Origin of the sequence: Mumia sp. zg.B21 (genome assembly GCF_019550855.1) — a bacterium.
Classification (GTDB): domain Bacteria; phylum Actinomycetota; class Actinomycetes; order Propionibacteriales; family Nocardioidaceae; genus Mumia.
This window is the reverse complement of sequence record NZ_JAHWCJ010000001.1, coordinates 789,090-807,855: the sequence shown is the minus strand read 5'-3', so window position 1 is coordinate 807,855 and position 18,766 is coordinate 789,090. Positions and strand designations below refer to the sequence as shown.

Here is an 18,766-nt window from a genome sequence, read left to right as displayed (position 1 = left end):
TAATGAACCACAGGAGGTGAGCGGAGCGTGTTCGACGGACCGGAGCCGATCTACATCCAGATCGCCGACCAGATCCGCGCACAGATCGTGAGCGGCGACCTGCCTGAGGAGTCACAGGTGATGTCCACGACCCAGTACGCGACGACCTTCCGCATCAACCCGGCGACGGCGGCCAAGGCGTTCGCGATCCTCGTCGACGAGGGCCTGATCGAGAAGCGTCGCGGTCTCGGGATGTTCGTGGCGGTCGGCGCGCACGACCGGCTCGTCAAGGAGCGCCGCGACACCTACCTTGAGCGGGTGTTCCGACCCGCCGTCGAGCAGGCCGACCTGCTCGGCATCCCGCGCTCGGAGCTCATCGCCTATCTCGACGAACACCCGGAGACCCTCCCCGCCCCTCGCGTCGCAGAAGGTGAGACACGATGACCACCCCGTACGGAGCCGAGCTGACCGACGTCACCGTCAGGTACGGCCGCCGCCGCACCGACGAGGCCGCCCTCGACCACGTCAGCTTCACCGTCCGGCCCGGCACGATCACCGGGCTCCTCGGGCGCAACGGCGCCGGCAAGTCGACGGCGCTGTCACTCCTGGCGTCGCTGCGGCGACCGACCTCCGGGACGGTGCTGGTCAACGGCGTTGATCCGTTCGAGGACGCCGTCGTCATGGCCGGCGTCCAGCTCGTCCGCGAGTCCGGCGACGTCCTCGGGGACACCTCGATCAACGAGACGCTCGGCTACTACGACGAGCTCCGCCCGCACTGGGACGGTGACTACGCCCGCGCACTGCTCGACCAGTTCGACGTCGACCCCCGTACGACACCCGCCAAGCTGTCGCGCGGTAAGAAGTCGGCCCTCGGCTGCATCGTCGGGCTCGCCAGCCGGGCGCCGCTCACGATCTTCGACGAGTCCTACCTCGGCATGGACGCGCCAAGCAGGTACGCGTTCTACGACGCGCTGCTCGACGACTACACCGACCACCCCCGCACGATCGTCGTGTCGAGCCACCTGATCGAGGAGGTGGAGCGGCTGTTCGAGGACGTGGTCATGCTCCACCGTGGCCGCACCCTGGTCTCGGAGACGGCCGACGCCCTCCGGAGCCGTGCGGTGAGTCTCGTGGGTCCGAGCACTGCCGTGAGCAAGCTCGCCGACGAGCACCGCGTCCTGGCGACGCGCAACCTCGGCGGCACCACGCAGCTCACGCTCGAAGGCAGCCTCGAGCCCGCCGAGATCGCGCTGGCCCGGGATGCCGGGATCGAGATCGCCCGGGTGTCCATCCAGGACCTCTTCATCCACCTCAGCCAGGAACCCGATCCCATGAAGGAGGACGCGCGATGAGCGCCACCGTCTCCCCCGTCACCGCCCAGGCGCAGGAGCAACGCGGCACCGTCACGAGCGCGTACACGCTCTTCTTGGGCACGTGGCAGATCGGTGCCTACTTCTGGATCGCCGTCGCGACGATCACCGTGGCCGTCGCCTACGTCATCGACCGGTGGGGCGACCTCGAGTCCAGCACGGGCGACGGGTTCCTCGGCTCCGCGCCCGCCTTCCTCGGGGTGATGGGCCTCATCATGCCCCCCTCGATCCTCACGCTCCACGTCGTGGGAGGCGCGACACGTCGGTCGCTCTTCCGAGGCACGATCGTGGCCGCCGTCGGCCTGGGCATCACCTTCGCCCTCCTTGGCGCGATCGGGATGCTGGTGGAGTCACTGGTCCTGGATGCTCTCGACCTGCCGACCGTGACTCTCGACGCCCACCTCTACGACTCCTCGGGCGACTTCTTCGGGATCTGGCTGTCGTGGTCGCTGAGCGGGCTCAGCTACTTCCTCGGCGGCGCCGCGATCGCCTTCGGCTACTACCGGTGGGGGGCTCTGCTGGGCACGGTCCAGACGATCGGCGTCGTGCTGCTCGTCCTCGGCGCCGACATGCTGATGGGCGGCGGACCCTCTCCCCAGGTGCTGGGGGGCGTCGAGTCGCTGTCGGCCGTGTTGCTGGTGTCCCTCTCGCTGCTGGCGAGCGCCGTGGTGGCGCTCATCCTCTACCTGACCCTGCGCGACATCCCGCTCAAGGGCAACCCCGCCAGCAGCTGATCGGTCGGCTCAGCCCAGCACGTCACCGAGGTCGTACGAGACGACCTCCTCGAGCTGCTCGTACGTGCACGACTCGGGGTCGCGGTCCGGCCGCCACCGCTTGAAGCGGGCGGTGTGCCGGAACCGCGTCCCTTCCATGTGCTCGTACGCCACCTCGGCGACGAGCACGGGGCTGATGGGCACGAAGGACAGGTCCTTGCCGGCGCTCCACCGGCTCTGCGCTCCCGGCAGCCGGTCCCCGGCCTCGTGGGCCTCGGCCTCGGCCCACCGCCCCCACGGGTGCTCCGAGAAGGGCACCGCGAGGCGGTCGAGCTCGGCCGCCAGCTCCGCCCGCCGTGATGCGGTGAAGGCCGCACACACGCCGACGTGCTGGAGGACGCCCTCGTCGTTGTAGAGCCCGAGCAGCATCGAGCCTAGCAAGGGCTTCTCCGGCGTCGAGGTCTTGTGGAGCCGGTAGCCGGCGATGACGGCGTCCGCCGTGCGCTCGTGCTTGACCTTGAGCATGGTGCGGGCGTTCTGCTCGTACGGCGCCCGCAACGGCTTGGCCACCACACCGTCGAGCCCCGCCCCCTCGAACTGCCCGAACCACTCCTCGGCGACGGCGGGGTCCAGCGTGGTCCGCGTCGTGTGCACCGGATCGCTCGCATCCTGCAGCGCCTCGACGAGACGGGCGCGGCGCAGCTCGAACGGCTCCCCCGTCAGGTCGTCGTCACCGAGGGCGAGCAGGTCGAAGGCGACGTACGACGCGGGCGTCTGCTCGGCGAGCAGAGCGATCCGTGAGGCCGCCGGGTGGATGCGCTCCTGGAGGACCTCGAACTCCAGCCGACCGTCGACGGCCACGATGATCTCGCCGTCCAGGACGCATCGTTCGGGCAGGTTCTCCCGGAACGCGGTGACGAGCTCGGGGAAGTAGCGCGTCAGATCGCGCGTGTTGCGGCTCGTCATCTCCACCGTGTCGCCGTCACGGAAGACGATGCAGCGGAACCCGTCCCACTTCGGCTCGTACGACAGCCCGCCCTGGACCTTGCTGGGATCGGGCACTCCCTTGACCGACTTCGCCAGCATCGGGCGCACGGGCGGCATCACGGGCAGCGGCATCGCGTCACCTCTCTCGGGTCAGGCGGTCGGAGCCGACGTCGACCGACTCATCGGCGTCACCGGCGCGCGCCTCGTCGCCGTGGCCGGGCCACCAGGCGGTGTGGCCCAGCAGCGCCGTCAGCGACGGGGTGAAGAACATCGACATCACGAACGCAGCGACAAGGATCCCGAACGAGATCGCGAAGCCCATCGACACCAGCAACGGGTTGCCTCCGAGCATGAGCGCGGCGAAGGATCCCGCCAGGATGAGGCCCGCCGCGGCGATCGTCGGACCCGCGTGGCGTACGGCCCAGGCCGCGGCCGCGTGCGGGTCCCGGCCTTGGCGGGACTCCTCTCGCAGGCGGGCGATCATCAGGATGTTGTAGTCGGTGCCCAGCGCCACCACGAAGAGATAGATGTAGATCGGCAGCATGAAGATGAGGCCGTCCTCGCCTCGGGCCACCTGGAACACGAGCACGGTCGCACCGAGCGTCGCCCCGAAGCCCAACCCGACCGACGCCATCAGATAGAGCGGCGCGACGAGGCTCCGCAGCAGGAGCCCGAGGATCACCATGATGAGCAGCGCGGCGACCGGGAAGACGACGGAGTAGTCACGGCTCATCGCGTCCTGCAGGTCGACGAAGATCGACGTCGTCCCGCCGACGAGGGCCTCCGAGCCGTCTGGCGCGGCGTCGTGAGCGGCCGTACGGATCGGCCCCTCGACGTGCTCCATCGCGGCGTCCGACATCGGGTCGTCCTCGAGCGTCACGACGAACAGCGCGGCCGAGCCGTCGGCGTTCGGGACCGGGTCCGCCACCTGAGCGACCCCGTCGGCCCCTGCCAGCACCGCTCCGAACGGGGCCAGGTCAGCCTGCACGATCGGATCGCCGTCCGTACTGCGCAGGATGACCGTCTGCGGGGCCGTGGCGCCCGCCGGGTAGCCCTCCAGCATGCGTTCGCTCGCCACCATCGACTCCGCGTCGTCGGGCAGGCTCAGCTGGGAGAAGTCGAACGACGGCTTGAAGCCGAACGCGAACACCGCGAGTGACGCCAGCAGCAGACCCGAGGCGAGCGCGAACCTCCCCGGGTGTCGACCAAGGGAGTCGCCGATCGCCGCAAACCGGGCATTCTTCGGCTCGGTCTTCCAGGCCTTCGAGGGCCAGAACACCTTCGTCCCCAGGAGCGAGACGACGGCCGGGATGAGGGTGAGCGCGGCCACGACCGTGACCGCGACGGCGATCGCGAGCGCCGGGCCGATCGAGCGGAAGATGCTGAGGGAGGAGAGCACCAACGCGAGAAACGCCACGATGACCGCTCCACCGGCCGACGCGATGGCCTCGCCCGCGCGCTCGATCGCATGCACCATCGCCGCCTTCGGCTCCTCCCCGTCTCGCAGCCGCTCCCGATAGCGGAACATCAGGAAGAGGATGTAGTCGGTGCCGATGCCGAACAGGACGACGATCAGGATCACCGTGATCGACGAGTCGGCCTGGAGCCCGAAGGCCTCGTTGGCGATCGAGATCAGGCCCGTCGCCACCTGGGAGATGATCGTGATCACGAGGATCGGGAGCAGCGCGATGATCGGGCTGCGGAAGATCACCAGGAGCAGGACGACGATGAGACCGATCGTCGCGATGCCGACCGCGGCCTCGGCGTTGCCGGCCGACTCCTCGGCGTCGAGGTTCTGGGCGATCGAGCCGGTGACCCCGACACGCAGGTCGGTGTCCTCGACGGCCCCATCGACCTGCTCGCGCAGGTCCCGGGCGCTGTCGGTCAGCGTGGTGTCGAACGGGTCGGTGCCCTCGGTGAGTCCCGCGGTGATCGTCTGGACGAGGCCGTTCTCCGACGGCGGGTTCGCCCGGATGTCTGCGAGGTGCTCGATGTCAGCGGCGCTCAGGTCGTCGGCGAGGGCGCCGACCGCTGCCGAGTCCTCGGCCGTGAGGGGCTTGCCGTCGGCGCGGTCCACGACCACGATCGCCGCGGGCTCGGTGTCGGCCAGCTCGGGGAACGCGTCGGCCTGCGCCTCCAGCGCCTTGATCGACTCGTACTCGCGAGGCAGGAAGTCCGCCTCCTCCGAGGTCGACTGCAACGGCGGCGCAAGCGCCACCACCGCGACCGCAAGCACGATCCACGCGAGGATCACCTGCCACGGGTGCCGGACGACGTACCGTCCCATCCTGCTGAACACAGGGCCCTTTCTCCGGGGACGCCCCGGCGGCAGCCCCAGCAGCCCCTATCGAACACGAGAACTTTAGACTGGGCCAGTGAATTCCCTCGCCGTGGAGGTGGCCGGCCTCGTCATGCGCTACGGCGACACGACGGCTGTCGACGGCCTGAGCCTCACCGTCGAGACCGGCACGGTCACGGCCGTCCTCGGTCCCAACGGAGCCGGCAAGACCACGACGGTCGAGACCTGCGAAGGCTATCGGCGCCCCCAGGCCGGTACGGTCCGCGTCCTCGGCCTCGACCCGGTCCGTGACGCCGCACGTCTGCGTCCGAGGGTCGGCGTGATGCTCCAGAGCGGGGGCGCCTGGTCGGCGGCGTACCCCCACGAGATGCTCCGCTACGTCTCCCGCCTGTACGCCGACCCGCTCGACGTCGACTCTCTGATCGAGCGCCTGGGCCTGGGGGGCGTCGGCCGCACCCCGTACCGACGCCTGTCCGGAGGCCAGCAGCAGCGCCTTGCCCTGGCGACCGCGCTGGTGGGACGCCCCGAGCTGGTGTTCCTCGACGAGCCCACCGCCGGCCTGGATCCTCAGGCCCGGCGCTCGACGTGGGAGCTGGTCGACGAGCTCCGCGCCAGCGGCGTGACCGTGGTGCTCACCACCCACTTCATGGACGAGGCAGAGCGACTCGCCGACTGGGTCCACGTGATCGACCACGGCCGTCTCATCGCCTCCGGCTCCCCGAAGCACCTCACCAGCGAGGGTGCCGAGAACACGATCCGCCTGAGCGCGCCGGCGGGGATCGACACCGCCGGGCTCGTGACGGCGCTCCCCGCCGGGTCGCAGGTCGTCGAGCAGAGCCCAGGCGTCTACCTCGTCTCGGGCACGGTCGACCCTGCGCTGCTGCAGGGGGTGACGGCATGGTTCGCGACCCAGGACGTCCTGCTCGACGAGATCGCCGTACGCCGCCGTACGCTCGAGGACGTCTTCCTCGACCTGACCGGACGGGAGCTCCGCTCGTGAGCCTCGACTTCGCGCCTCGGCCCGGTGCCGCCCCCGTCCCCCGCATGGTCCTCGCGCAGACCGTCATGGAGACGCGCCTGCTGATGCGCAACGGTGAGCAGCTCCTGCTCGCGCTCGTCATCCCCCTGCTGCTGCTGGTGGCAGGAACGGAGGCGACCCGCATCGTCGACCTCGGCCCCGGGCGCCCGATCGACATCGTCACTCCGGGCGTGCTCGCCCTCGCGATCCTGTCGTCGTCGTTCACGTCGTTGGCCATCGCGACCGGCTTCGAGCGACGCTACGGCGTCATCAAGCGCCTCGGCAGCACCCCGCTCCCCCGCTGGGGCCTCCTCGTCGGCAAGATCGGGTCGGTCCTGCTCGTACAGGCTGCACAGCTCGTGATCCTGGTGCTCGTCGCCCTCTGGCTCGGCTGGGAGCCCGACGGGGGCGCTGCGGCGTACGCTTGGATGGTGGTGCTGGCGCTGCTCGGCACTGCGGCTTTCGCGGCCCTGGCGCTCCTGCTCGCGGGGACCCTGCGGGCGGAGGCGACGTTGGCCGTCGCGAACCTGGTCTACGTGCTGCTCCTGGTGGGCGGTGCGGTGCTGGTCCCCCTGAGCCGCTACCCAGATGCGGCCCAGACCTTCTTGTCGGTGCTGCCGACCGGCGCGCTCTCGGAGGGCATGCGGACCGTCTTCGACGGGAGCGCGCCGCCCGTCTCCAGCATCGTGGTGCTCGTGGTCTGGGCGGGAGTCGCCGCAGCAGCGACCGCTCGGACGTTCAAGTGGGAGTGATGACGTTGATCGAGAAGTTCCGCAACCCCACCGACGGATTCGTCCGTGGCTGGGCCTGGGCCTCGCTGGTCGCCAACATCGGCATCATCGTCACCGGCGCGGCCGTCCGCCTCACCGCCTCCGGGCTCGGATGCCCGACCTGGCCGCGCTGCACCGACGCTTCTTTCGTTCCTCACGACGAGCTGGGCGCCCACGGCCTCATCGAGTTCGGCAACCGGCTGCTCACCTTCGTGCTGGTCGCGGTTGCGATCGCCACGTGGTTCGCGGTCCGTGCCTGGCGACCCCGGCGCCCGCACGCCGTGCTGGTTGCGACCCTGATGGCCCTCGGGATCTCCCTGCAGGCCGGCATCGGGGGCATCACGGTGCTCGTCGACCTCAACGCGTGGGTGGTCGCCATCCACCTCGCCGTCTCGATCGGCCTCGTCAGCCTGTCCACCGTCCTGCTGCGCGAGACGTCGTTGCCGCCCGGTCCGTCGGCCGACCTCGTCCCCTCGCCGGTCCGCGTGCTCGGCTGGCTCACGTACGCCGTGATGTGGGCAACCGTGATGATCGGCACGGTGGTCACCGGAGCCGGTCCCCACGCAGGCGACCCGGACACGGCCCGCAACGGCTTCGACCCGGTGTCGGTGACGCAGCTGCACGCCGATGCGGTGTTCCTCCTGCTCGGCCTCTCGGTCGGGCTCCTGCTCGCGTACAAGGCCGTCGGTGCGCCCGCGACCGCGGTCCGCGCGGCTGTCGTGCTGCTCGCGGTGGAGCTCGGGCAGGGCCTGATCGGGTTCGTGCAGTACTTCACCGATCTCCCCATCGTGCTGGTGGGCCTGCACCTGCTGGGAGCGGGCATCCTGGCCGCGGCGGCGACCTGGGCCACGCTCGAGTCGCGTGGCCGCGCCCCTGTCCCCACCACGCGTACGCCCTCCCCCACGGGCGCTTAGGCGTTGCGTATCGACATCGCGCCCAGGAGGTGGTCGCAATGTCGATACGTACGGCATCAGGTCCCGTCCCACCCGGCGCTCTGCAGCAGCCGTCTCAGCTGGTCCCCGACCGCGGCGGGCGTACGACGGATGGCGTAGGACGTGAAGACCGCCGTACGCCGCCCCGAGATCAGCAGCTCGTTGCCGCGACCGGCGTCGGCGTCCCACCTCCTCACGTCGAGGTGCGGGATGCCGTGGACCTCGCAGCCGACCCCGTACTCCTCCCAGTCGACGTCGAGGTAGTAGCGCTTGTCGTTGCGCACCACCGCACGCTGCCGAGCCGGCGGCGGCAGACGGTAACGCGCACGGATCGCGTCGAAGTCACGCTCGGGCAGCGACTGGATCCCGCCCGCGGCGTCGAGGTACGACTCCACCACGAGGGCACGGTGCCGACACGCTCCCCGTCGCGTCATCGCGTCGCGGAGGTCGCTCGTCCGGACCACACGCTGCTGCGCCGCGGCGAGCACGATCGCCCTCGCGTAGCGCTCGTTGTCGGTCCAGCTCGCGAAGTCGAGCACGCTCCGGGCCGGCCGGGTCCGCGGAGGGAACCGGGCCGGGTTGACGTCGCGGTGGTCGAGGTAGGCGCTCCAGTGGACGACGATCCCGCCGATCGAGGGCCGGCGGGCGCCGATCGGGACCGAGACGTACGTGGCGTCGGTCTCGAACCCTGTGAGCCCGTCGTACGCCAGAGCGCTCGGTCCTGCGAGGACCGCACCGGGCGAGCACGAGAGGAGACGGACCATCGTGGTCTGCTCCGCGGTGAGGGGCCCGTTGTGGAGCACGACGACGCCGCGGTGCGGTCGCTGCCAGACGTCGGCATAGACGCGCGAGCGCACATGGGCTGCGCCGAAGAGCGCTGCGGCCTGTGCGGAGGTGAGGACGCCATGCTGCGCGTCGACGACGGCAGAGGTGATGTCGGTCATGGACCACAGGTGGGTTCTCAGGGCGCGTACGGGCCCCGCCGGTCCGGCCGCTGGGGAGACTGAGGCGTTGTGTATCGACGTTGCGCCCGAGAGGTGGTCGCGATGTCGATCCGCAACGCCTCAGCGCACGTCAGGGCGTCAGCGCAGGAAGGGGTCGACCGCAGCGCCGACGAACAGCAGCGCGAGATAGGCGTTGGACCAGTGGAACAGCCGCATCGGCTTGAGCACCGACAGCTCCGAGCTCTGCCGTGCCCGAGCGAGGAAGAGGTGCGCCTCGAGCAGGAACGCCGCGCCGAGAACCACCGCGACCGCGGGATAGAACCAGCCGGTCGGCGCGATCGGCCACAGCAGCAGCGAGGTCGCCACCATCGCGTACGAGTACGCGAGCATCTTGCGCCCGACCACGGTCGCCGGCGCGATCACCGGGAGCATGGGGACGTCGGCCCGCGCGTAGTCCTCGCGGTAGCGGGTCGCGAGCGCCCACGTGTGCGGGGGCGTCCAGAAGAAGACGACCGCATACATCACGACCGGCGCCCAGGCCAGCTCGTTGGTGACCGCCGTCCAGCCGATCAGGGTCGGGAAGCATCCGGCGAGGCCGCCCCACACGACGTTCTGGGCCGTACGACGCTTGAGCAGCATCGTGTAGCCGACGACGTAGAAGACGTTGGCCGCGAGAGCGAGACCCGCGGAGAGCCAGTTGACGAAGAAGCCCAGCCACAACGTCGAGATCACGCCGAGAGCGAGACCGAAGACGAGTGCGGCCTGCGTGGTCACCGCGTGGCGCGGCAGCGGACGGCGACGCGTGCGACGCATCTGCTGGTCGATGTCGGCGTCGAAGACGCAGTTCAGGGCGTTGGCCGACCCCGCCGACAGCGTGCCACCCACCAGGGTGGCCACCACGACCCAGAGGCCGGGGACACCCTGGGCGGCAAGGAACATCATCGGCACGGTCGTCAGGAGAAGCAGCTCGATGATGCGCGGCTTCATCAGGCCGACGTAGGCGGTGACGACGTCAGCGAGACGGGGACGACCGTTCGACGGGTGCGAGGAACGCTGGTGCACAGCGCTCAGCTCGGGGTCGATTGCGGTCACGCCGCGAGTCTAGTCACGTCGCGAAGCGACGCACGCGCGGGTGCATGGTGCCCGCGCGTGACGTGACGGCGACCACGGTCCCAGCCCGCAATCTCATGACCGGGAGCCGATCCGCGAGAACGATGGGGCACGAGTAGGCTCACACCCGAGACCTGTCCGTGATCCGGCGACTGCGCCGTGCGACATGGCAACGCCGCGCCGGGGACCCCGCACCACCGTACGAGGAGCACGCCGACGTGAGCACCAAGCTGGAGTGGACCGAGCTCGACCGCAAGGCGGTCGACACCGTCCGCGTCCTTGCGATGGACGCCGTCCAGAAGGTCGGGAACGGCCACCCAGGGACCGCCATGAGCCTCGCGCCGGCGGCGTACCTGCTCTACAACAAGCTGATGCGGCACAACCCCGCCGACCCCGACTGGGCGGCGCGCGACCGCTTCGTGCTCTCGTGCGGTCACTCCAGCCTCACTCAGTACATCCAGCTCTACCTCGCCGGCTTCGGGCTGGAGCTGGCCGACCTCGAGTCGCTGCGCACGTGGGGCAGCCGGACGCCGGGGCACCCCGAGTTCCGTCACACGCCGGGCGTCGAGGTCACGACCGGTCCGCTCGGGCAAGGCGTCGGCAACGCCGTGGGCATGGCGATGGCCGCGCGGCGCCGTCACGGCCTGCTCGAGCCCGACGCCCCGATGGGCGAGGGCGTGTTCGACCATCACGTGTATGCGATCGCCTCCGACGGCGACATGCAGGAGGGCGTCGCCTCCGAGGTCAGCTCCCTCGCGGGCACCCAGCAGCTCGGCAACCTCACGGTGATCTGGGACGACAACCGGATCTCGATCGAGGACGACACCGCGGTCGCGTTCAACGAGGACGTGCTCAAGCGCTACGAGGCCTACGGCTGGCACGTCCAGATGGTCGACTGGACCCACGACGGCACCGGCTACACCGAGGACGTCGAAGCCCTCTGGGAGGCCCTCCAGACGGCACGGTCGGTCACCGACCGGCCGAGCTTCATCGCGCTGAAGACGATCATCGCGTGGCCCGCACCCGACAAGCAGGGCACCGGGGCCTCGCACGGTTCCGCCCTCGGGGCGGAAGAGGTCGCGAAGACCAAGGAGATCCTCGGCTTCGACCCCGACAAGACCTTCGAGGTCCCGCCGGAGGTGATCGAGCACACCCGCAAGACCCGTGCTCGCGGTGAGCAGCTGCAGGCCGAGTGGGACGAGCTGTACGCCGCGTGGCGTGAGGCCAACCCGGAGTCGGCCGCCCTGTTCGACCGCCTGAACGCTCGCGAGCTCCCCGACGGCTGGGACGCCGACCTCCCGACGTACGAGGCCGACCCCAAGGGTGTCGCCACGCGCGTCGCCTCCGGCGCCTTCCTGACGGCGGCGGCACCGGTGCTGCCCGAGCTGTGGGGCGGCTCGGCCGACCTGGCCGGGTCGAACAACACGACACCCAAGGGCCAGCCGTCGTTCCTCCCGCCCGAGCACGCGACCAAGATGTTCTCCGGCGACTGGTACGGCCGCGTGCTGCACTTCGGCATCCGCGAGCACGGCATGGGCGCGATCCTCAACGGCATCGCGCTGCACAGCCCGACCCGCCCGTACGGCGGCACGTTCCTCGTGTTCTCCGACTACATGCGGCCTTCGGTGCGCCTCGCGTCGCTGATGCAGCTCCCCGTGACCTACGTCTGGACCCACGACTCGATCGGGCTCGGTGAGGACGGCCCTACCCACCAGCCGATCGAGCAGCTCGCCTCCCTGCGGGCGATCCCGGGACTCGACGTGGTCCGTCCTGCCGACGCCAACGAGACCATCGTCGTCTGGAAGAAGATCCTCGAGTCCCCGACGCACCCCGCCGGCCTCGCCCTGAGCCGCCAGAACCTCCCGGTGTTCCCGCGGGGTAAGGACGGCTTCGCCCCCGCCGAGGAGGCGGTGAAGGGCGCCTACGTCCTGCTCGACACCGAGGGCGATCCCGACGTGGTGCTGATCGCGACCGGCTCGGAGGTGCAGCTGGCGGTCGCCGCACGTGAGACGTTGGCGGCGGAGGGCATCGCGGCACGCGTCGTGTCGATGCCGTGCCGCGAGTGGTTCGACGGACAGACCGAGGCCTACCGCGACTCGGTCATCCCGCCGCACGTCCGCGCACGCGTCAGCGTCGAGGCGGGCATCTCCCAGGGCTGGCGCGAGGTGGTCGGCGACGCCGGCCGCACGGTCAGCCTGGAACACTACGGCGCCTCCGCGGCGTTCCAGACGTTGTACGACGAGTTCGACATCACCGCCGAAGCGGTCGTGAGCGCGGCCAAGGAGAGCATCGCCGCCTCGGGTCACACCGGTGGCGTCGGCGTGTTCGCCAAGCCGATGCAGACGATCCTTCCGCAGACCAATCACTGAGCGGTTCCGCACCGGGCGCGCGGCGCCCACCGAAGACGGAGGAGAGCGCGATGACAGACCGACTGAAGGCACTCAGCGACGCAGGAGTGTCGATCTGGCTCGACGACCTGTCCCGCGAGCTGACCGAGACAGGTGAGCTGAAGCGACTCGTCGACGAGGACCACGTCGTGGGTGTGACGAGCAACCCGACGATCTTCGCCTCGGCGATGAAGGCGGGTGAGCGCTACGAGCCGCAGCTCGACGAGGGGCTCGCCGCCGACCCGGACACGACGGTGGCCGGCGCGGTGTTCGAGCTGACGACCACCGACGTCCGCCAGGCGGCGTCGATCCTGCGCCCCGTCTACGACGCGACCGACGGCGTCGACGGCCGTGTGTCCATCGAGGTGGAGCCGTCGCTCGCCTACGACACCGACCAGACCATCGCCACGGCCCGCAAGCTGTGGGACAAGGTCGGTGAGCCCAACGTCTTCATCAAGATCCCGGCGACCCGTGAGGGCATCCCGGCGATCGCCGCCACGATCGCCGCCGGGATCAGCGTCAACGTCACTCTGCTGTTCGCGCTCGAGCGCTACCGCGAGGTCCTCGACGCCTACGCCTCCGGGCTCGAGCATGCCCTCGCGGACGGGGTCGACATCTCCGACGTGCAGTCGGTGGCGTCGATCTTCGTCAGCCGCATCGACAGCGAGGTCGACAAGCGGCTGGACGACATCGGCACGTCGGAGGCGATGGCGCTCAAGGGCAAGGCCGGCGTCGCCAACTCGCGACTCGCGTACGCGGTGTACGAGGAGTTCTCGGCGTCCGACCGCTGGAAGGCGCTCGAGGCGCAGGGGGCGAACCGGCAGCGGCCGCTGTGGGCCTCGACGGGCGTGAAGGACCCCGACTACCCGGACACGATGTACGTCACCGAGCTGGTCGGTCCGAACGTCGTCAACACGATGCCCGGCGCGACGCTGCGTGCCTTCGCCGACCACGGCGAGGTGACCGGTGACACCCTCACCGGCACGAAGGCCGACGCTGAGCAGGTCGCCCGGTCGTTGACCGAGGTCGGGATCGACCTCGACGACGTCATGGACACCCTGGAGTCGGAGGGCATCGACAAGTTCGAGTCCTCGTGGACCGACCTCGTCCGGACCGTCCAGGACCAGCTGACCGCCGCCCGCGCACACCGCGGCTGACCACCTCAGGAGCGAATCGGTGCAGAGCGACGACGCAGCATCCCCGGCCGGCTTCGAGCTCGGCCTCGCCTATCCCGACGAGAAGGCCCTCGACGCGGCCATCGACGACCTGGTGTCCAACCGGGTCGCGAGCCGCGTCGCCGGTCACGACGCCACCCTGTGGGGTCCGGACGCCGAGGAGGAGGCACGCAAGCGGCTCGCGTGGACCGACCTTCACGTCACCTCGGTCCCCCTCGTCGCGCAGGTCACGTCCCTGAGGGACGAGCTGCGCAGCGCCGGACTCGACCGCGTCGTGCTGTGCGGGATGGGCGGCTCCTCGCTGGCGCCCGAGGTCATCTGCGCCACGGCGGGCGTGCCCCTGACGGTCCTGGACTCGTCCGACCCCGACATGGTGCGCGAGGCGATCGACGACGACCTCGAGCGCACGGTCGTGGTCGTCTCCAGCAAGTCGGGCGGCACGGTCGAGACCGACAGCCAGCGACGGGCGTACGAGCACGCGTTCGAGGTGGCGGGCATCGACCCCGCCACCCGCATCGTGGTCGTCACCGACCCCGGCTCGCCGCTCGACGTCGAGGCGACCGAGAAGGGTTATCGCGTCTTCCACGCCGACCCCGACGTCGGCGGCCGCTACTCGGCGCTGACGGCGTTCGGCCTCGTTCCGAGCGGGCTGGCCGGCGCCGACGTCGGTGCGCTCCTGGAGCAAGCTGACGAGATCGCCGAGGACGTCGCCGCCGACGACGCCACCAACCCGGCGCTGGTCCTCGGAGCTCTCCTCGGTGTCGCCAACGCCGACGGCGCCGACAAGCTGGTGCTGGCCGACGCGGGCTCGACCAACGTGGGCTTCGGTGACTGGGTCGAGCAGCTCGTCGCGGAGTCGACCGGCAAGCAGGGCAAGGGCATCCTTCCGGTCGTCGTGGGGCCGCCGGACGCACCCAACGCCGATGCCAGCACCCGTGACGAGGTCGTCGGGATGATCGGCCCGATGAGCGACGACCACCCCCAGGCCGCATCGGGATACGGCTTCGCGGTCGACGCTCCTCTGGGTGCTCTCTTCCTCCTGTGGGAGTACGCGACTGCGATCGCCGGCCACCTGATCGGCATCAACCCGTTCGACCAGCCCGACGTCGAGAGCGCCAAGCAGGCGGCGCGCGAGATGCTCGAGGGCTCCTCCGAGGGCCCGGTGGCCGTCTTCTCCGACGGCGGGGTCACGGTGTACGACTACTCCGGCTGGCTTCCCGACGACACGACCACCGTGCGGGAGGCGGTGGCCTCGCTGCTGGACGAGCTCGATCCGGAGCGTGGCTACGTCGCCGTCCAGGCCTACCTCGACCGCACGCGCGAGACCGGCCTCGCCGACGCCCGCGACGTGCTGGCGAGCCGGACCGGCCGGCCGACGACGTTCGGCTGGGGGCCGCGGTTCCTCCACTCGACGGGCCAGTACCACAAGGGGGGGCCCACGACCGGTGTCTACCTGCAGGTGACCGGAGATCCCGACCAGGACCTCGACGTCCCGGGACGGCCGTTCACGTTCGGCGAGTTCCTGATCGCCCAGGCCGTCGGCGACGCCGGAGTCCTCGCCGGTCACGGACGGCCCGTGCTGAGGCTGCACCTCGACCGCTCGGAGGCTTCACGCGGCACGCTGCGGGAGGCGCTGGAGTGACCCGCGAGCGGCGGAACGGCCCTGCGCCGTACGTCAACCCGTTGCGGCAGCCGGAGGATCGCCGGCTGCCGCGTATCGCGGGTCCGAGCTGCCTGGTGATCTTCGGTGTCACGGGTGACCTCTCGCGCAAGAAGCTGATGCCTGCGGTGTACGACCTCGCCAACCGCGGTCTGCTCCCGCCCGGCTTCTCGTTGGTCGGGTTCGCCCGGCGGGAGTGGGAGGACCAGGACTTCTCGCAGGTCGTCTACGAGTCGGTGAAGAAGTACGCGCGTACGGAGTTCCGTGAGGAGGTCTGGGCGCAGCTGTCCGAGGGCTTCCACTTCGTCCCCGGCTCGTTCGACGACGACAAGGCCTTCGAGCACCTCGTCTCGACCGTCCAGATGGTCGACCGTGAGCGCGGCACCGGTGGCAACTACGCCTTCTACCTGTCGATCCCTCCCGGCTTCTTCGCCACGGTCATCGGACAGCTCAAGAAGCACGGGCTGGCGCAGCCCGCCGGCGACTCGTGGCGCCGAGTCGTCATCGAGAAGCCGTTCGGCCACGACCTCGAGAGCGCCATCGAGCTCGACGACGTCGTCTCGGACGTCTTCCCGCCTGAGGCGGTCTTCCGGATCGACCACTATCTCGGCAAGGAGACCGTCCAGAACATCCTGGCGTTCCGCTTCGCCAACGAGCTGTTCGAGCCGGTCTGGAACGCCCACTACGTCGACCACGTGCAGATCACGATGGCGGAGGACGTCGGCATCGGGGGGCGGGCCGGCTACTACGACCGCATCGGGGCCGCCCGCGACGTCATCCAGAACCACCTTCTCCAGCTGATGGCGCTGGTCGCGATGGAGCCTCCCGTCTCGTTCAGTGCGCGCAGCCTGCGCCTGGAGAAGCAGAAGGTCCTCGCCCAGGCACGGCCGCCGCAGCGCATCGACCTCCACACCGCTCGCGGGCAGTACACCGCCGGCTGGGCCGGGGGCCTGAAGGTCAAGGGCTACCTCGACGAGCAGGACATCCCGGCAACATCGGCCACGGAGACGTACGCCGCGATCCGCCTCGACATCGAGACGCGACGGTGGGCGGGCGTGCCGTTCTACCTGCGCACCGGCAAGCGGCTGGCGCGCCGGGTCACCGAGATCGCCGTCGTGTTCAAGCGTGCGCCGCACCAGCCGTTCGCCAAGTACGACACCTCCGAGCTCACCCAGAACGCCGTGGTCATGAGGATCCAGCCGGACGAGGGCGTGACCGTGCGGTTCGGGTCCAAGGTCCCGGGGACCGCGATGGAGCTGCGCGACGTCAACATGGACTTCGCGTACGGCGGCACGTTCGTCGAGTCGAGCCCGGAGGCCTACGAGCGGCTCATCCTGGACGTGCTCCTCGGTGATCCCCCGCTCTTCCCCCAGCAGGAGGAGGTCGAGCTCTCGTGGAAGATCCTCGACCCGATCATCGACTACTGGGCGGAGCAGGCCGAGGAGGGCATCAGCATGCCGGAGCCGTACCTCTCCGGCGGCTGGGGACCGGCGTCGGCCGACGCCATGCTCGAACGGGACGGGCGGTCCTGGCGGCGGCCATGACGACGTTGCGCCAGCCCCAGCCGTGACACGCGACGAAGAGCGAGGACAGCGATGAAGGTCGATCTGAACGACACCAGCGCGAGCGCCGTCGCCTCGGCGCTGGTGAAGGCGCGCATCGCCGCCGGGAGTCCTGCCATGGGGATGGTGCTCACGCTCATCGTCGTCACGGACGAGGCACGGTACTACGACGCGATGCGGGCCGCCCGGGTGATCTCGCGCGAGCACCCCGCGCGCGTCCTCGGCGTCATCCTGCGGTCCAAGCGCGGCCCCGCGAGCCTCGACGCGCAGGTCCGGATCGGCAACGACAGCGCCGGCGAGTCGATCATCCTCCGGATGAGCGGTGAGCTCACCCAGCACGCCGAGTCGGTCGTCCTGCCGCTCCTGCTTCCGGACTCCCCCGTCGTCGCCTGGTGGCCCGGTGCGGCGCCCAAGGCTCCCGCGCAGGATCCGCTCGGCTCGCTCGCGACGCGGCGGATCACCGATGCCGCCGCCGCACGCACCCGCCACGCCGCTCTCGTGCGGGTCGCCCGCGCCTACCAGGCCGGTGACACCGACCTCGCGTGGACGCGGCTGACCCCGTGGCGCGCGCTCCTGGCGGCTGCCCTGGACCAGGTCGAGCTGGTGGTCACCGGCGGGTCGGTCGTCGCCGAACGCGGCAACCCCAGCGCTGACCTGCTGGTCGCCTGGCTCGAGGCCCGGCTCAAGGTGCCGGTCCAGCACTCCGTCTCTCGGGGCCCCGGGATCACGGAGGTCCGTCTGCACTCGATCATCGGCGACATCGCGGTGCTCCGGCACGACGGCCGCCACGGTGTGTTCATGGTGCCGGGTGAGGCTGACCGGGCCGTCGCGCTCAAGCGTCGGACGACAGCCGAGCTCCTGGCCGAGGATCTTCGTCGCCTCGACGAAGACGACGTCTATGCCGAGACGGTCCAGCGCCTGCTGCGCCGTGAGGACGGTGCCGTCGGCCGGTCCTCGAAGACGTCGGGGCGCTCGAAGCCGTCCGTCGACGCGCCCAGCGACCCGGCGGCCTCGGGGGCGAAGACCAAGAAGTCGGCGGCCACGAAGGCGTCAGGCAAGAAGTCGGCGGCCAAGAAGGCGCCCGCCAAGACCACCCCCCAGCGGACGGACACGACACGGTGAACGACGACCCCGAGATCCTCATCGACAATGATGCCGACCAGCTCGCCCGCAGCATCGCCGACCAGCTCGTCTCGACTCTCGCTGCGCTCCAGTCGCAGGGCCGGGTGCCGGCGATCGTCCTCACCGGCGGAACGATCGCCGACAAGCTGCACCGTGCGGTCGCTGCGCGAGCCCAGGACGGTCGCGTCGACTGGTCACGCGTCGAGATCTTCTGGGGCGACGAGCGGTTCGTCGCGGCCGACAGCGACGACCGCAACGAGCGACAGGCCCGCGAGGCGCTCCTCGACCACGTCGCTGTCGACGAAGCACGGGTCCACCCGATGGCGCCGGACGACGGCACGGTGTCCCTGGATGAGGCTGCTCAGCAGTACGCCGAGGTGGTGCGCGACCGAGTGTTCGACGTCGTCATGCTCGGCGTCGGCCCGGACGGCCATATCGCCTCGTTGTTCCCCGGCAAGCCCACGCTCGCCATCGACGATCGGGACACCGCGAGCGAGAGCGACTCCCCCAAGCCGCCGCCGGCGCGGGTCACGCTCACCTATCCGGCACTCAACCGGGGCCGGGAGGTGTGGTTCCTCGTCTCGGGTGACGGCAAGGCGTCCGCGGTCGCACGAGCACTCACCGGCGACGACGTCCGCCAGACTCCAGCGGCTGGGGTGACCGGCACCGAGCAGACGCTGTGGATGCTTGACGCGGGAGCTGCGTCTGAGCTCCCCGACCACCTGCGCTGAACAAGGG

Annotated in this window: 16 protein-coding genes; 12 read left to right on the top strand and 4 right to left on the bottom strand. The window is 70.3% G+C overall.

What is annotated here, in order from left to right:
- Window positions 1–27 precede the first annotated feature (27 nt).
- Genes KV100_RS03890 through KV100_RS03880 form a run of 3 tightly spaced genes read left to right on the top strand, consistent with a single transcriptional unit; the run spans window position 28 to window position 2,083 of the window.
- Window positions 28–423: a GntR family transcriptional regulator gene (locus KV100_RS03890; protein ID WP_220341580.1), complete on the top strand. Its 396-nt coding sequence runs from the start codon at window positions 28–30 to the stop codon at window positions 421–423.
- Window positions 420–1,331, top strand: a complete 912-nt coding sequence (locus KV100_RS03885) for an ATP-binding cassette domain-containing protein (RefSeq protein ID WP_220341579.1) — start codon at window positions 420–422, stop codon at window positions 1,329–1,331. Before KV100_RS03890 ends, KV100_RS03885 begins: the two co-directional genes overlap by 4 nt.
- Entirely contained in the window at window positions 1,328–2,083 is a 756-nt protein-coding gene (locus KV100_RS03880) for a hypothetical protein (protein ID WP_220341578.1), read from the top strand. Before KV100_RS03885 ends, KV100_RS03880 begins: the two co-directional genes overlap by 4 nt.
- A 9-nt stretch (window positions 2,084–2,092) precedes the next feature.
- On the opposite strand, the gene KV100_RS03875 is transcribed toward KV100_RS03880, so the two are convergent.
- On the bottom strand, window positions 2,093–3,181 hold the full coding sequence (locus KV100_RS03875) for an ATP-dependent DNA ligase (RefSeq protein WP_220341577.1): 1,089 nt from the start codon (window positions 3,179–3,181) through the stop codon (window positions 2,093–2,095).
- A gap of 4 nt (window positions 3,182–3,185) precedes the next feature.
- Window positions 3,186–5,336 carry an MMPL family transporter gene (locus KV100_RS03870; RefSeq protein ID WP_255565903.1) on the bottom strand — a complete coding sequence of 717 codons (2,151 nt, stop codon included), beginning with the start codon at window positions 5,334–5,336 and terminating at the stop codon, window positions 3,186–3,188.
- A gap of 88 nt (window positions 5,337–5,424) precedes the next feature.
- Here KV100_RS03870 and KV100_RS03865 point away from each other — a divergent pair, with 88 nt between their 5' ends.
- The 3 genes from KV100_RS03865 to KV100_RS03855 are packed head-to-tail and all read left to right on the top strand — an operon-like array spanning window position 5,425 to window position 8,050.
- Window positions 5,425–6,348 carry an ABC transporter ATP-binding protein gene (locus KV100_RS03865; RefSeq protein WP_301021878.1) on the top strand — a complete coding sequence of 308 codons (924 nt, stop codon included), beginning with the start codon at window positions 5,425–5,427 and terminating at the stop codon, window positions 6,346–6,348.
- Window positions 6,345–7,118, top strand: a complete 774-nt coding sequence (locus tag KV100_RS03860) for an ABC transporter permease (protein WP_301021879.1) — start codon at window positions 6,345–6,347, stop codon at window positions 7,116–7,118. Before KV100_RS03865 ends, KV100_RS03860 begins: the two co-directional genes overlap by 4 nt.
- A complete protein-coding gene (locus KV100_RS03855) occupies window positions 7,118–8,050 on the top strand; it encodes a heme A synthase (RefSeq protein WP_220341574.1) in 933 nt (310 codons plus the stop codon). The genes KV100_RS03860 and KV100_RS03855 overlap by 1 nt, the downstream gene beginning before the upstream one ends.
- A 56-nt stretch (window positions 8,051–8,106) precedes the next feature.
- Here the strand turns inward: KV100_RS03855 and KV100_RS03850 are convergent, their stop codons facing one another.
- Both KV100_RS03850 and KV100_RS03845 read right to left on the bottom strand, forming a co-directional pair.
- Window positions 8,107–9,012 (bottom strand): hypothetical protein, encoded by a 906-nt coding sequence (locus KV100_RS03850; RefSeq protein WP_220341573.1) that lies wholly within the window; start codon window positions 9,010–9,012, stop codon window positions 8,107–8,109.
- A gap of 138 nt (window positions 9,013–9,150) precedes the next feature.
- A complete protein-coding gene (locus KV100_RS03845; RefSeq protein ID WP_374106980.1) occupies window positions 9,151–10,095 on the bottom strand; it encodes a heme o synthase in 945 nt (314 codons plus the stop codon).
- Between the two features lie 245 nt (window positions 10,096–10,340).
- On the opposite strand from KV100_RS03845, the gene tkt reads away from it, so the two are divergent.
- From tkt to pgl, 6 genes are read left to right on the top strand one after another with little or no spacing between them, the layout of a single operon-like run.
- Window positions 10,341–12,491 carry a transketolase gene (tkt, locus tag KV100_RS03840; RefSeq protein WP_220341572.1) on the top strand — a complete coding sequence of 717 codons (2,151 nt, stop codon included), beginning with the start codon at window positions 10,341–10,343 and terminating at the stop codon, window positions 12,489–12,491.
- A 50-nt stretch (window positions 12,492–12,541) separates the two neighbouring features.
- Complete coding sequence (gene tal, locus KV100_RS03835; protein WP_220341571.1) at window positions 12,542–13,666, top strand: transaldolase; 1,125 nt, start codon at window positions 12,542–12,544, stop codon at window positions 13,664–13,666.
- A 19-nt stretch (window positions 13,667–13,685) separates the two neighbouring features.
- Window positions 13,686–15,326 (top strand): glucose-6-phosphate isomerase, encoded by a 1,641-nt coding sequence (locus tag KV100_RS03830; protein ID WP_220341570.1) that lies wholly within the window; start codon window positions 13,686–13,688, stop codon window positions 15,324–15,326.
- The gene (gene zwf / locus KV100_RS03825; RefSeq protein WP_220341569.1) at window positions 15,323–16,888 is read left to right on the top strand and encodes a glucose-6-phosphate dehydrogenase; all 1,566 of its coding nucleotides are present in this window, start codon (window positions 15,323–15,325) and stop codon (window positions 16,886–16,888) included. The genes KV100_RS03830 and zwf overlap by 4 nt, the downstream gene beginning before the upstream one ends.
- Before the next feature lie 51 nt (window positions 16,889–16,939).
- A complete protein-coding gene (locus KV100_RS03820; RefSeq protein ID WP_220341568.1) occupies window positions 16,940–18,028 on the top strand; it encodes a glucose-6-phosphate dehydrogenase assembly protein OpcA in 1,089 nt (362 codons plus the stop codon).
- Window positions 18,025–18,759 carry a 6-phosphogluconolactonase gene (pgl, locus tag KV100_RS03815; RefSeq protein ID WP_220341567.1) on the top strand — a complete coding sequence of 245 codons (735 nt, stop codon included), beginning with the start codon at window positions 18,025–18,027 and terminating at the stop codon, window positions 18,757–18,759. The genes KV100_RS03820 and pgl overlap by 4 nt, the downstream gene beginning before the upstream one ends.
- Window positions 18,760–18,766: the final 7 nt, after the last annotated feature.